Here is a 14,268-nt window from a genome sequence, read left to right on the forward strand (position 1 = left end):
CGATGATGGCCAGGTTGCTGGGGGCCTCCTCGCGCTTGGGCTTCTCCACCAGCCCCGAGACCTTCACCACGTCCGTGACGTCGGTGGGCTCGGCCACCGCGCACCCGTACAGGTGGATCTGGTCCTCAGGGACCTCCATGAACGCCACGACGCTGCCGCCCAGGCGCTCGCGCACCTCGATCATCGCGTCCAGCAGCGGGTCGCGGGCGTCGACGAGGTCGTCGCCCAGCAGCACCACGAACGGCTCGTCGCCCACGTGCTGCTCGGCCACCAGCACCGCGTGGCCCAGGCCCTTGGGGTCGCCCTGGCGCACGTAGTGCACCTGGGCCAGGTCGGTGGACTCCTGCACCCGGGCGAGCTTGGTCTTGTCGCCCTTGGCCTCCAGGCCGACCTCGAGCTCGACGTTGCGGTCGAAGTGGTCCTCCAGCGGCCGCTTGTTGCGCCCGGTGATCATCAGGACGTCGGTGAGGCCGGCGCGGACCGCCTCCTCGACGATGTACTGGATGGCCGGGGTGTCCACCACCGGCAGCATCTCCTTGGGCATGGCCTTCGTGGCGGGCAGGAACCGCGTGCCCTGCCCGGCGGCCGGGATGACGGCCTTGCGGACGGTGCGGCGCTCGTCGCGTTCGCTCATGGTGGCGGAGGCTACCGCCCGGGCCCGCGTGCGCACCGGGCGCTGTCGAACGTTCACGCAGGCGTGGACCGGGCGGCTCCCGGGAGGCAGACTGGGCAGAACCCCTCCGCCCCGCGTGCAACCCCCTCCCGCGCGGAGCGCCACGCCCCTGGAGGCGCCGTGCCCCCGACCCGCGACGACGCGAGGCCCGCCACCGCCCCCGCGGTGGACCTCGACCCCCTCCCCGGCGGCGAGCTCCGCCCCGCCCCCGGCGTGCGCGTGGCGCACGACCCGGTGGAGGTGGCCGCGCGCAAGCTGGGCCTGCGCCGCTCGCTGCGCGCGCACCGGCGCGCGCGCGGCGACGCCGAGGCCGCCGACGTCGAGGCCGCCGTGGCGCGCACCCTGCTGGCCTGCCCGCTGGTCGCCGGCGCGCGCCGGGTGGCGCTGTACTCCTCCCTGCCCGGCGAGCCGGGCACCCGCGGGGCGCTGGCCGAGCTGCGCCGGCACGGGGTGGAGGTGCTGCTGCCCGTGCTGCTGCCCGACGCCGACCTGGACTGGGAGGCGCGCCCGGTGCGCACCGGCAGCGGGCACGGCGCCGGGCACGGCCCCGGGCCGCTGGGCCCGGGCGCCATCGCCACCGCCGACGTCGTGGTGGTGCCCGCGCTCGCGGTGGACACCGCCGGCCGGCGCCTGGGGCAGGGCGGCGGCAGCTACGACCGGGCGCTGCGCCGGGTGCCGCCGCGGGTGCCCGTGGTGGCCGTGGTGCACGACGACGAGCTCTTCGACGCCGCCGTCAGCCCGCTGCCGGTGCTGCCGCACGACCGGCCCGTGCACGCCGTCGTCACGCCCACCCGCTGGATGCCGCTGACCGCCTGAGCCGCGGCGTGCCGGGGCGGTCCCTGTGGCCGGAGTCCCGGGGCGGGGTCCGTCGCGGCCGTCGACGGTGACTCTCAGGTGCGCATACATTGACCCGGCGTGTCGACCTGGAGTGCTGACCGGCCCCGCCGGCGAGGAGGAACCCCCGTGACCGTGGACGTGTCCGTCGTCGTCGTCGCCTACAACGCGCCCGAGTGGACCGCCCGGTGCCTCGACGCCCTGGCCGGCGAGGGCCGCCCCGCCGCCTCCCACGAGGTCGTCGTCGTCGACAACGCCTCCGACGAGCCCACCCGCCGCCTGCTCACCGAGCGCGCCGCCGCCGACCCGTCCCTGCGCGTGCACCTGTCCCCGCAGAACCTCGGCTTCGCCGCCGCCTGCAACCTCGCCGCCCGCCTCGCGCAGGGCCGGCACGTGCTGCTGCTCAACCCCGACGCCGTCGCGCTGCCCGGCGCGGTCGACGCCCTGCTGGCCTTCCTGGCCGAGGACCCCGCCCGCGGGATCGTCGGCGGGCGCGTGCTCTACCCCGACGGCTCCGTCTCGCTGACCTCCTGCTTCGCGCAGCCGACGCTGTGGAGCTGGTTCTGCTACGCCAGCGGGCTGTCCACCGCGTTCAAGCGCTCGCCGCTGTTCGACCCGGAGTCCCTGGGGCGCTGGGACCGCGACAGCGTGCGCGACGTCGGCGTCGTCAGCGGCGCCTTCCTGCTCGCCTCCCGGGAGACGTGGGAGGCCCTGGGCGGCTTCGACGAGGCGTTCTTCATGTACTGCGAGGACGCCGACCTCAGCGCCCGCGCCCTGGCCCGCGGCCTGCACCCCGCCGTCACCCCCGAGGCGGTCGTCGTGCACGCCGGCGGCAAGTCGGCCTCCTCGCGCACCGGCAAGCTGCGCATGCTCAACCGCGGCAAGGCCGAGTTCGCCCGCAAGCACTGGAGCCCGGCGCGCGCGAGCGCCGGGATCGCGCTGCTGGCCGCCGGGGCGGGGCTGCGCACCGCCGGGGAGCGGGCGCTGGCCCTGGCCGGGCGCGGCGGCGAGCCGGTGTGGGCACCGCTGTGGCGCGAGCGGCGCGAGTGGGCCGCGGGCTGGCCCGCCGACGTCGTCGCCGCCTTCCGCGGGCCCGCGCCCGCCGCCGCGCCCGCACCCGCCGCCGGGACCGCCGGGACTGCCGGGCCGGCGCCCGCGCCCGGCGCGGTGGACCTGCGCGAGCCGCGGCCCGTCACGGGCTGAGGGGCCCGCGGGGCGGCGCGCGACCGGGGCGGCGCGCGGCCGGGACGGCGCGCGCCGCGCGCCCGGTACGGTGCGGCATGACCCTGGAGGAGTTCAGCGCCGTCCTCCTGGTGTCCTCCCTGGTGCTGCTGGCGGCCGTGCTGGCCGTGCGGCTGTCCGCGCGCACCGGCCTGCCCTCGCTGCTGCTCTACCTGGGCCTGGGCCTGCTGCTGGGCGAGGACGGCCTGGGCGTGCAGTTCTCCGACGCCGGGCTGACGCAGCTGCTCGGCTACGGCGCCCTGGTGCTCATCCTCGCCGAGGGCGGGCTGACCACGCGCTGGAGCGCGGTGCGCGACGTGCTGGCGCCGGCGGCGGTGCTGGCCACCGTCGGCACCGCGGTCTCGACCGTCGTGGTGGGCGCCGGCGCGCACCTGCTGCTGGAGCTGCCCTGGCCCACGGCGCTGCTGGTGGGGGCCGTCGTCTCCTCCACCGACGCCGCCGCGGTCTTCTCCGTGCTGCGCTCGGTGCCGCTGCCGCGGCGCCTGACGGGCCTGCTGGAGGCGGAGTCCGGCCTCAACGACGCCCCCGTGGTCATCGCGGTGCTGGCGCTGACGGAGGTCGCCGCCGGGCACGCCGCGCACGCCTGGTGGGTCCTGGTGGCCGAGGCGGTGCTGGAGCTGGGCGTGGGCACGCTCGTGGGCGTGGGCGGCGGCTGGGCCGGCGCGGTGCTGCTGCGGCGCACCGCGCTGCCCAGCTCGGGGCTGTACCCGCTGGCGGTGCTGTCGCTGGCGGTGGGCGCCTACGCGGCGGCGGACCTGCTGCACGGCTCGGGGTTCCTGGCGACGTACCTGTGCGCGCTGGTGCTGGGCAACGCGCGGCTGCCGCACCGGCACGCCACCCGCGGGGCGGCGGAGTCGGCCGGCTGGCTGGCGCAGATCGGGCTGTTCGTGGTGCTGGGCCTGCTGGCGGTGCCCTCGCGGCTGCCCGGCGCGGTGGGCGAGGCGCTGCTGGTGGGGCTGGTGCTCACGGTGCTGGGCCGGCCGCTGTCGGTGCTGGCCAGCCTGCTGCCGTTCCGGCGCGGGCCGCGGCGCACCGGCCCGGCGGAGCTGGTGTTCCTCTCCTGGGCGGGGCTGCGCGGGGCGGTGCCGGTGGTGCTGGCGACGGTGCCGGTGGTGGCCGGGGTGCCCGGGGCGGCGCGGCTGTTCGACGTGGTGCTGGTGCTGGTGGTCGTCTTCACGCTGGTGCAGGCGCGCACGCTGCTGCCGCTGGCGCGGGCGCTGCGGCTGGTGCCCACCGCCACCACCTCCGAGCTGGACGTGGAGGTCTCCCCGCTGGGCACCCTGTCGGCGGACGTGGTGCGGGTGCGCGTCGGGGAGGGCTCGCGCCTGCACGGCGTGGAGGTGTTCGAGCTGCGGCTGCCGGCGGGCGCGAACGTGACGCTGGTGGCGCGCGACGGGGCGACCTTCGTGCCGGGGGCGCGCACCGCGCTGCGCCGCGGGGACGAGGTGCTCGTGGTCACCGGCACCGCCGAGCGCGCCGCGGTGGAGGAGCGCCTGCAGCAGGTCAGCCGGCACGGCAAGCTCGCCGGCTGGCGCGGCGCCGGGCCCAGCGGCCCCCACCGCGGTCACGCCTAGTCACTCCTTTTCATCAGCGAGTGAGGGCGCGGGTACGGTGCGTCCATGCGCCGTCGCACGGTCCTCGCCGGAGCCTGCGGGCTGCTGCTCACCCCCGCGAGCGCCGCGGCCGCCCGGGCCGCCGGCGCGGCCCCCGGCGGCGCCGTCCCGCCGGGCCTGCCCGACGTGCGCCTGCTCGCCGCCGCGCCCGGGCGCGTGGAGCTCTCCCGCAGCACGCTGGCCGTCGCCCCCGGCCTCGTCCTGGAGCGCCTGGCCACCCTCGACGCCGCCGGCGCCGTGCGCAGCTCCCTGCTGCGGCTGGCGCCGGGCACCGGCACCCGCCCGGCGCTGCTGCAGCGCAGCCTGTCCGAGCCGCGCACCCCGACCGACCTGGCCGCCGCCGCCGGCGCGGTCGCCGCCGTCAACGGCGACTTCTTCGACATCGACCGCACCGGCACCCCCGACGGGCCCGTCGTCGCCGCCGGGCGCGCCCTCAAGGCCGACGCCGCCGTCCAGCGCGCCGTCGGCGTCGAGGCGGCCGGGCCCGGGTGGGCCGGGCGCGTCGGCGACGTGCGGCTGGTCGGCACCGCCACCGTCGGCGCCCGCACCCTGCCGCTGGCCGCCCTGGCCAGCCGCACCCTGGCCCCCGACGCCCTGGCGCTGTTCACCCCCGAGTGGGGCCCCGGCGACCGCGCCCTGGCCGCCCCCGGGCCCGGGGCGCTGGAGCTGGAGGTGCGCGAGGGCCGCGTCAGCGCCGTGCGCGCCCCCGGCCGCACCCCCGTGCCCGCCGGCGGCGCCGTGCTGCTCGCCACCGGCGCCGTCGCCGCCGCGCTGGCCGGCACCGCCCCCGGCACCCCGGTGAGCACCGCCGTCGAGGTGCGCGTGGACGCCCTGACCCCCGGCTCCGGCGGCTTCGCGCTCGGCGCCCGCCTGGAGCTGGTGCGCGACGGGCGCCTCGCGCCGATCGACACCGCCGACCCCACCTGGGCGGCGCTGCGCGCGCGCACCGCGATCGGCTGGACCCGCGCCGGGGAGCTGCTGCTGCTCACCGTCGACGGCGGCACCGCCCGCTCGCGCGGGCTGACGGCCGTGGAGACCGCCGAGCGCATGCTCGAGGCCGGGGCCGAGGGCGCCGTCATGCTCGACGGCGGCGGCTCCGCTCAGCTCGTGGCCCGCCCGGCCGGCGAGGCGGGCGTCGCCGTCGTCGGCGAGCCCTCCGACGGCGCGCCGCGCCCGGTGGCCCACGCCGTCGGGCTGCTGGCCCCGCCCGCCGACGGCCGCGCCACCGGCGTCGTCTGGCGCGGCGGGCCCCTGGCGCGCCTGTTCCCCGGCCTGCACACCGTGGTGGAGGTCGCCGGCACCGACGCCTCCGGTGCCCCCGCCGCGCTGGCCGCGCCGGCCGCCGGCACCGGCGAGACGGGCGTGGCCGAGGTCGCGCAGGTGCAGGGCGCCCGCCTGGTGCTGCGCGGGCGCTCCCCGGGCACCACGCACCTGGACGTGCGCGCCGGCGACGTGGCCGGGCGGCTGCTCGTGGAGGTCCTGGGCCCCCTGAGCGCCCTGGAGCTGGAGCCGGCGCCCGTGCTGGCCGGCCCCGGCGCGGTGGCCGAGGTGGAGGTCACCGGCCGCGACGGCGAGGGGCGCCGGGCCCGCCTGGACCCCGCCGACGTCACCGCCGAGGCCGACCCCGCCCAGCTGCTCGTGGCGGCGCTGCCCGGCGGGCGCCTGCGGCTGACCGCGACCGGCACCGGCCCGGCCGCGGTGCCGGTGGTGCTGCGCGCCGGCGCGGTGCGCACGACGGCCGTCGTCGCCCTCGGCTCGGTGCTCGTGCCCGCCGACCCGGTGGCCGACCCCGGGCGCTGGAGCGCGGCCGCCACCCGCGCCACCGCCTCGCTAGCGCCGGTGGCCGTGGGCGACCTGCCCGGCGTGCGCAGCGCCCTGCGCCTGACCTACGACGCGCGCGAGCAGCCGGCCGGCACCTCCGTGGCCTCGGCCGTCGCCTCCCCGCCGGTCGCGCTGCCCGCCGGGGCGCGGGAGGTGGCCCTGAGCGTGCGCGGCGACGGCGCCGGCGGCTGGCTGCGCGCGGTCCTGCGCGTGGACGGCGCCGCCCGGCCGCTGACGTTCGCCGAGCGGGTGGACTTCACCGGCTGGCGGCGGCTGACGGCCCCGGTGCCGGCCGGCGCGCGCGAGGCCGCCCTCGAGCGCGTCTACCTGGCCCAGACCGACCCCGCCCGCCGCGCGGCGGGCGCGCTGGACCTGGCGGCGCTGGAGGCGCTCGTGCCGCCGGCGGTGCCCGCCGGGCCCCTCGCCGTGGACGAGCCGCGCGACCCCGCCCTGGGACCGGGCACCGCCACCGGCCCGCGCACCGGGCGCGTCGCGGTGGTCGCCGCCGCGCACGTGCGCGCCGGGCAGCCCGCCGGGGCCGAGGTCCTGCGCCGCGCGCTGCGCGCGGCGGTGGCCGCCGGCGCGCAGCACGTGCTGCTCGCCGGGGACGTCGTCGGCGCCCCCGGCCGGGCCGGCACCGCCGCCGACGTCGAGGCCGTGCGCCGGGTCCTGGCCGACGAGCTGGGCGGCGCGGGCCCGGGCTGGTCGTGGCTGCCCGGCGACGGGGAGGCGGGCACCGGGGCGGCCGCGGGGCCGCGCCGGCTGGAGCTGGCCGGCACCCGGTACCTGCTGCTGGACGCCACCGGCGGCTCCCTGCGCACCGCGGGGTTCGCGCAGCTGCCCTGGCTGCGCGCCGAGCTGGACGAGGCGGCCGCGGCCGGCGTCAGCGGCGTGGTCCTCGCCGCCTCCCGCGCACCGGGCGCGGGCGCCGGCGACCTGGCCGACCCCGACGAGAGCGCGCTGCTGCGCGCGTGGGCGGCGCGGTGGCGGGCCGCCACCGGCGGGCGCGCCGCGCTGCTGGGGCGAGCGCCGGGGACGGTGCCGGTGCTCACCCGCCGCGAGGGCGTGCTGGAGGTGGGCGCCGCGCGCGCCACCACCGCCGCGGGCGCCGCGGGGGGCTTCACGCTGCTGACCGTGGACGCCGACGCCCCCGAGCCGCCGGCGGCCGCCGCGGCCCGCCGCGCGGGCACCGACGACGGCTGGCTGCGCGCGCACGCGCGCCCCCTGGGGCCGGTGCTGCCCCGCCGCCCGCGCACCCCCCGCTGAGCGCGCGGCGCCGCGCGCAGCGGCCGCGGCGAGTACGATTGGCACTCGAACGCCCCGAGTGCCAGTCGGGGTCCGCAGCTCCCTGGAGACGACGTGCCCACCTACGCCTACGCGTGCCAGCAGTGCGACCACACCTTCGAGGTCCGCCAGTCCTTCAGCGACGACGCCCTGACCACCTGCCCGGAGTGCTCCGGCACCCTGCGCAAGCTGTTCAACAACGTCGGGATCGTCTTCAAGGGCTCCGGCTTCTACCGCACCGACTCGCGCACCGGCTCCTCCGGCGCGGGCTCGACCGACAAGCCCGCCGAGAAGAAGGCCCCGGCCGACGCCGGCTCCTCCTCCAGCTCGTCGTCCTCGTCGAGCTCCTCGTCGTCGTCCTCGTCGTCCTCCTCGTCGGGGTCCTCCTCCAGCGGCTCGGCCGCCTGACGCCCGCGCCGGCGCCGCGGTCCGCACCGCCGCCGCGCCGGCGCCGCCGTCCACAGCCGGCGCGCGGCGCCCCGCCCGCGCCGGGGCGCCGCGCCTAGCGTCCCGGCGTGCTCCCCGAGACGACGCCCCGGCCCGCCGGTCCCCGCGAGCGCCGGCGCCGCCGGCTGGCCCGCCGCTGGCTCAGCGCCGGCCTGGCCGCCGCGGCCGCGGGCGTGGCGGTCTCGGCGCTGTCCCCGCCCGACCCGCCGGTGCGGGCGGTGCTCGTGGCCGCCCGCGACCTGCCCGCCGGCGCCGTGCTGAGCGCCGGCGACCTCGAGCGCGCGCAGCGACCCCGCCCCCACGTGCCCGACGGCGCGCTGGCACCGGGCGCGGCCGAGGGCGCCGTGCTCGCCGGGGCCGTGCGCCGCGGGGAGGCCCTCACCGACGCGCGCACCACCGGCGCGGGCCTGCTGAGCGGGCAGCCGCCCGGCACCCTGGCCACGACCGTGGCCGTGGGCGACCCCGCCGTCCTGGAGGGCCTGCGCCCCGGCGCGCGCGTGGACGTCCTGGCCCGCACCGAGGACCCCGTCACCGGCCTGGCCACCGGCGCCGAGCGGGTCGCCACCGACGTCGTCGTGCTGGCCGTGCCGTCCGCGGGCGGCAGCGGCGGCCTGCTCGGCGCCCAGGCCCCGTCGGCGGGCAGCGTGCTCGTGGCCGTCGACGCGCGCACGGCGTCGGACCTCACCGCCGCGGCCGGCCGCACGGTCGTGGCCCTGCGCGCGCCGTGAACCCCACGGACCGCACGGACCCCGCAGACCGTGCGGAGCCTGCGGCGGGCGGCCGGTCAGCCCGCGGCGGAGGGGCGGCGCGGTGCCACCAGCCGGTCGACGCCGCCCGCCTCCGCCCGGCTGCCCGCGGTCGCCAGCAGCCACAGCACCTCGCCGGGCCCCCGCGGGACGCCCGGGTGGGTGCCCTGCACCAGGTGGCAGCCCATGCCGGCCAGCACCCGCAGGGTGCCGGCGTCCTCCACGCCCTCCGCGACCACCCGCAGGCCCAGGTCGCGCGCCATCTGCACGGTCGAGCGCACGATGACCGCGCGGACGTGGTCGGTGGTCATCGCGGTGACGAAGCCGCGGTCGATCTTCAGCTCGTCCACGTCCAGGCCGGTGAGGTACTGCAGCGAGCAGTGCCCGGTGCCGTAGTCGTCGACCGCCACGGAGCAGCCCAGCGCCCGCAGCGCGCGCACCACCTCGCCGGCCCGGCGCGGGTCGGAGACCAGCCCCGTCTCGGTGACCTCCAGCACCAGGCAGCGCGCCGGCACGCGGTGCGCGCGCAGCGCGTCCTCGACCAGCTGCGGCAGGTCCGCGTCCGCCAGCAGGCGCGCGGACACGTTCACCGAGACCGTCACGTCGCAGCCGAACGCCCGCCAGCCCGCCAGGTCGGCCAGGGCCCGCTCCAGCACCACCACGGTCAGGTCCCGCACCAGGCCGGACTCCTCCGCCAGCGGCACGAAGCGGTCCGGCGCCACGGTGCCGAGCTGCGGGTGGCGCCACCGCACCAGCGCCTCGGCGCCGACGACCACGCCGGTGGCCGGGTCCACCTGCGGCTGGTACTCCACGAACAGCTCCCCGCGCGCCAGGGCGCGGCCCAGCTCCCCCAGCAGGCGCAGGCGCTCCACGCCGCCCGCGCGCGCCTGGCCGTCGTAGGTGCAGGCCCGCCCGCGCACCACCTTGGCGCGGTGCAGGGCGACGTCGGCCGCGCGCAGCAGGGCGGCCGCGCTCGTGCCGTGCCGCGGGGCCACCGCGACGCCCACGCTGACCGGCACCAGCACCTGCAGGGCGCCGACGTCCACGGGGTGCGCCGCCTGCTCCACCACCCGCCCGGCGAGGTCCTCGGCCGCGGCGCCCGCGGGCACGAGCACCGCGAACTGGTCGCCGCCCAGCCGGGCCACCACCGCGCCCGGCGGCGCCAGCTCCGTCAGCCGCCGGCCGGCGCGCCGCAGCAGCAGGTCCCCGGTGGGGTGGCCCAGGGTGTCGTTGAGGTCGTGGAAGCGGTCCAGGTCCACCACGAGCAGACCCGGCTGCGCGCCGGGCGCCGCCAGGGCGCGCTCCACGGCGGCGAGCAGCGCCTCGCGCTCGGGCAGGCCGGTCAGCTCGTCCACGGCGGGGCGCGCCTGGCGGCGGCGCACCAGCGCGGCGAGGGCGCCCACCGCCGCGGCCGACGCCGCCAGCAGCACCGCCGCCGGGCCGGCGTCGGCGCCGACCGCCGTGACGGGGGCGGCCACGGCCGCGACGGCGGCCACGGCCACCGCCGCGGCGACCACCGCCGCCCCGGTCGCCCGGGCCGCGCGGGTCGCCCGGGCCGCGCGGGTTCCCGCGGCGGCCGGACGCGCCCGGCCGCCGGTCCCGGCGGGGGGCGTGGGCCGGCGGGGGGCGCGGGCCACGAGCGCCTCGAGCAGCAGGCCCGCCGCGCCGCCGGCCAGCACGGCCGGCCACTGCCGGGCCTCGAGCACCGCCGCGCCCGCGCCCAGGCGCGAACCCACCAGCGCGTCGAGCACCAGCCGGCACGTCAGGACGCCGGCCGCGGCCGCGGCCAGGTCGGTGAGCGCGGCGCGCCAGGGCTGCTGCCGGCGCGCCGCGCGGTGCAGCAGCGGCAGGCACCGGGCCAGCAGGGCCAGGGTCAGCGGGGCCAGCGCGGTGAGGGCGGCGGCCAGGCCCCAGCAGGCCGAGCGGGCGGCGCGGCGCTGCCCGCTGGCGGGCCCGGTGCCGGCCGCCGCGGTGGTGGCGGCGACGACCAGGGCCAGGACGAGCGGGAAGGGGCCGGCGCGCCACGGCGGTTCCAGCGGCAGCCAGGCGCTGGCGAGCACGAGCACGGCCGGCAGCAGGAGCAGCAGCGCGGGCGGGTCCACCGGGGAGGCCGGAGCGGTCGGCGGGAGCGGCCTGGCGGCCACGGCGGGCACGGCGGGCGGGGCGTCGCGCGGGGGCCGCGCCGGCAGCGCCACGGCGGCACCGGCGGCCGTTGCGGCGCCGGGGAGCACCGCGCTGCGGTACCGGCGCACGCCCCCACCTCCGACCCTCGCGACCGTCGCGTCCCAGCGGCCGCGACCGCTGCGGGAGGTCCGCTGCGGGAGGTCCCCGGTCGCCGGCTGGCGCCCATCATGTGCGCCGCCGGTGCGCTGAGGAAGCCCTCCGGAGGGAACGATCTGGAGAGGTCGACGCACCGTCACCCGCGCTCGACGACACGTCATCCCACCGTCGCGGACAGCGGGACCGCGGGCACTCCCCGTGGCGGGGAGCGCCCGGGCCGGGTCGCGGCGGCGCGGGCCTCAGTCCCAGTGCGGCGGGCGCTCGGACAGGTACCAGTCGTCATCGAGGCCCGCGGCCCGCCCGCCCCAGCCCTCGTCGCGGTCGTCCGCGGAGCGCTCGTCCTCCAGGGGCACCTCGCGCTCGTCGTCCTCGCCCGGTCCCCTCACGACGCCTCCTCGCGCGGCACCGGCACGCCGGCCCCGTCCTGCTGCTGCCCGGTCGCCGCCGCGCCGGCCTGCGCACCGTCCGCGCCGGCCTGCGCGTCACCGGCGCTCGCGGGCGCGCCACCCGCACCCGTACCTGCACCGGGAGCACCGGGGGCGCCCGGCTGCCCGCGCCGGCGCGCCGGCGAGGCCCCGCCCCCGCGCGGCGCGCGCCGGGCCTCCGGCGCCGCCGGCGGCACCGGAGCGCCGGCCGGGGCCGCGCGCAGGTCCAGGACCAGCTCGGCGTCGCTGCCGTGCTCGGTCACGGCCTCCCTCCAGCGCTGCGCGATCCGCTCGGCCTCCCCCGCGGGGTCCGCCAGGACGTCCGTCTCCAGCGAGCGCACGCACCGCCACCCGCGGTGCTCCAGGCGCGCCGGGGTGGTCACCTCGCGCTCGACGACACCGGCCGCGGCCCACGCCGGGCCGTCCAGCTGCACCGCCAGGGCCGGGCCCGTCCCGTCCGGGCGGCGCACCGCGAGCGGGACCCTGCGCGAGCGGCCCGCGCCCAGCGCCACGGGCAGGCCCAGCGCCCGGCACGCCCCCGCCAGGCGGCGCTCCAGCGCCGTGGCGGGCGCGGCGGGCTGCTCCTCGCGCGCCTCCCAGGCGAGCGCGACGCGCAGCAGCAGGTGCCGGCCCGGCTCGCCCGGCGCGCCGGCGTGCTCCTCCTCGTCCCAGCGGGCGTCGTCGAGCACCAGGGTGGTGCGCGCCCGGGAGCGCGACAGCGCCAGCACGGCGTCCCCGGTCGCTGCCGGGCCGGCGCCCAGCCCGGCACCGGTGAGGACCGCGTCGGCCACCACGACGACGTGGTCGCGGCGCTCGCCGGTCCAGCGGGCCGGGCAGGCCACCAGCAGGCCCTCGCCGCCGCGCCCCGCCGGGCCGCGCTCGGACAGGCCGTGGTCGGCCAGGCGCCGCCGCACGGCGTCGCCGAGCAGGTCGGCGCCCCCGGCGTCGGGCACTACCACGCCGAGCGACTGGGCCGGGCGGCGGCGCAGGGCGTCGACGACGACGTCGGCGACGAGGTCGACCAGCACGTCCGGGCGGTGGCGGGCGCCGCCGCCGCGCGCGGCCCGGCTGGAGGTGCGCAGCACCGCGCGCGGGTCGGGGCCGGCGCCGGGCAGGGAGTCCTGCGCGCCGGGCGGCACCAGGCCCTCTTGCAGCCGGTCGTCCAGGCAGGCGTGCTGGCGCTCCAGGCGCAGCACGGGCAGGACGCCGTCGGCGTCGTCCAGCAGCCCGGCCGGGACCTCGGCGGGTCCCGCGGACCCGGCGGCCCCGGTGCCCTCGGCCTGCGGGGCGTCCGCGGGGGCCGCGGCCGCGGTGGGCAGGTCCCGCGGGCCCGGCAGCGCCGGGTCGCCCACGACGACGACCTGCCGGGCGTGCGCCAGCGCCGGCAGCACCCAGGACGTGGCGGTCGAGCGCGCCCCCAGCACCACCACCAGGTCCGCCGGCGGCAGGTCCGCGGCCAGGGCGGCCGCCGCGGCCGCCGACAGCGCCGTGCACGGCAGCACCGCGGCCGCCGGCGCCAGCTCCGGGCCCAGCGGCTCGGGGTCGCGGGTGGCCGCGCGCGGCGGCACCCGCAGCGGGCGCTCGGCGGGGGCGGGCGGCAGGGCGAGCACGCGCGCGTCCACGGCGCGGCGCACCTCGCGGGCGTCGTGGGCGCGGGCGGCGGCCTCGGCCAGCTGCAGCCCGGCGCGGGCGCTGCGCAGCACCGCCGCGTCCGGGGCGCCGACCAGGGGGTCGGCCAGGGAGAGGGCCTCCAGCACCCCGGACCACCACGCGCACTCCACCTCGGCGGTCAGGTCCACGCTGCCGGGCCCGTCCCAGCGCGCCCCGAGGTCGTCCAGCAGCGGCTGCCAGCCGGCGGCGGCGAGCTCGTCGAGCAGCACGGTGCGCTCGGGCAGGTCGTTCAGCGCGGCGGCGTCGGCGGCCAGCGAGCGCAGCAGCCCCGTCAGCTCCGGCAGGGGCACCACCAGCAGTGAGCCCTCGTCGGTGAGCTCGGCGACCAGGCGCACGGGCAGCACCCGCTGCAGGTCCACCAGGTCGGTGCGCAGCGCCGCCACGGCCGCGCGCAGCTCCTCCAGCCCGTCGGGCACGCGGGGCGCGGCCTCGCGCACCGAGACCCGCTGCCAGGCCAGGCGCTGGGCGCGGGCCCGCTGCAGCCACTCGTGCAGCTCCGCGACGCCCTCCGGCGCCGCCGAGGGCACCACCATGGCGCGGGCCTGCCGGCGCAGCCGCCAGCGCGCCAGCACGCCCATCCGCACGCCGTTGTCGCGCCGCCACGCCGAGGTGGCGGTGGCCGCGGCCACGTCGCCCAGGGACCCGGCGAACACCTCCGGGCCGAAGCGGGCGACGGTGGTGCGCACGCCGTCCAGCAGCTCTACGCGCTCGGTGGCCTCCGCCACCGAGGCCGCGCCGCGCAGCCCGACGGCGTCGCACACGGTGGCCAGCAGGGCGCGGGCGGCCGGCAGGGTCTCCTCCACGACGCGGCGCACCCGGGCGAGGGTCTCCTCGGCCGCCTCGCGGGTGCGCAGCTGCGCCCCGGCCCACGGGGTGCCGGCGCCGGTGACGTCGAAGGCGCCCAGCTCCACGGCCCGGCGCACCCGCCCGGCCCACAGCGGCAGGTCCTCGCGGCGGCACGCCGTCAGCGCCTGGCCGCGCAGGCGGCGGGTGGTGCTGGCCGGCAGGGGCCGCTCGGCCAGCTCGGCCAGCGCCTCCAGCGCGTCGTGGGCGCTGACGCCCCACGGCTCGCGGCGGCGGTGCAGGGCGCGGGCGTGCTCGTCCAGCGCGGCCGCGCCGGCGGAGGGGTCCGGGCGCGGGCCCGGGGCGCCGGCGTGCGCGCGGCGCCGCCGGGGCCCCTCCTCCGCGCCGGGGGCGGCCACAAGCTCTCGCCCCACGTCCAGCACCACGGC

General features: G+C 80.9%; 10 protein-coding genes. 6 read left to right on the forward strand and 4 right to left on the reverse strand.

Annotated features, from left to right (window positions below):
- The coding region (locus tag ACRYR7_RS19160; RefSeq protein WP_432573712.1) for a UTP--glucose-1-phosphate uridylyltransferase at positions 1-634 on the reverse strand (634 nt) is incomplete at its 3' end.
- Positions 635-793: 159 nt separating this feature from the next.
- Here ACRYR7_RS19160 and ACRYR7_RS19165 point away from each other — a divergent pair.
- From ACRYR7_RS19165 to ACRYR7_RS19190, 6 genes are all read left to right on the forward strand, one after another.
- Positions 794-1,489: a 5-formyltetrahydrofolate cyclo-ligase gene (locus tag ACRYR7_RS19165; RefSeq protein ID WP_432573713.1), complete on the forward strand. Its 696-nt coding sequence runs from the start codon at positions 794-796 to the stop codon at positions 1,487-1,489.
- Between the two features lie 147 nt (positions 1,490-1,636).
- Positions 1,637-2,710, forward strand: a complete 1,074-nt coding sequence (locus ACRYR7_RS19170) for a glycosyltransferase family 2 protein (protein ID WP_432573714.1) — start codon at positions 1,637-1,639, stop codon at positions 2,708-2,710.
- A 77-nt stretch (positions 2,711-2,787) separates the two neighbouring features.
- On the forward strand, positions 2,788-4,323 hold the full coding sequence (locus ACRYR7_RS19175; protein WP_432573715.1) for a potassium/proton antiporter: 1,536 nt from the start codon (positions 2,788-2,790) through the stop codon (positions 4,321-4,323).
- Positions 4,324-4,368: 45 nt separating this feature from the next.
- A complete protein-coding gene (locus ACRYR7_RS19180) occupies positions 4,369-7,449 on the forward strand; it encodes a phosphodiester glycosidase family protein (protein ID WP_432573716.1) in 3,081 nt (1,026 codons plus the stop codon).
- 93 nt (positions 7,450-7,542) lie between these two features.
- Positions 7,543-7,875, forward strand: a complete 333-nt coding sequence (locus tag ACRYR7_RS19185) for an FmdB family zinc ribbon protein (RefSeq protein WP_432573717.1) — start codon at positions 7,543-7,545, stop codon at positions 7,873-7,875.
- A gap of 107 nt (positions 7,876-7,982) precedes the next feature.
- Positions 7,983-8,642, forward strand: coding sequence for an SAF domain-containing protein (locus ACRYR7_RS19190; protein WP_432573718.1), 660 nt, complete (start codon positions 7,983-7,985; stop codon positions 8,640-8,642).
- Between the two features lie 56 nt (positions 8,643-8,698).
- On the opposite strand, the gene ACRYR7_RS19195 is transcribed toward ACRYR7_RS19190, so the two are convergent.
- The 3 genes from ACRYR7_RS19195 to ACRYR7_RS19205 all read right to left on the reverse strand — a co-directional run bounded on the left by ACRYR7_RS19195 (position 8,699) and on the right by ACRYR7_RS19205 (position 14,253).
- Entirely contained in the window at positions 8,699-10,912 is a 2,214-nt protein-coding gene (locus ACRYR7_RS19195) for a putative bifunctional diguanylate cyclase/phosphodiesterase (protein ID WP_432573719.1), read from the reverse strand.
- 267 nt (positions 10,913-11,179) lie between these two features.
- The gene (locus ACRYR7_RS19200) at positions 11,180-11,326 is read right to left on the reverse strand and encodes a hypothetical protein (RefSeq protein ID WP_432573720.1); all 147 of its coding nucleotides are present in this window, start codon (positions 11,324-11,326) and stop codon (positions 11,180-11,182) included.
- Positions 11,323-14,253, reverse strand: coding sequence for a hypothetical protein (locus ACRYR7_RS19205; protein ID WP_432573721.1), 2,931 nt, complete (start codon positions 14,251-14,253; stop codon positions 11,323-11,325). The genes ACRYR7_RS19200 and ACRYR7_RS19205 overlap by 4 nt, the downstream gene beginning before the upstream one ends.
- Positions 14,254-14,268: the final 15 nt, after the last annotated feature.

This window comes from Kineococcus gurbantunggutensis (genome assembly GCF_050871925.1).
In the GTDB taxonomy this organism is placed as follows: Bacteria; Actinomycetota; Actinomycetes; order Actinomycetales; family Kineococcaceae; genus Kineococcus.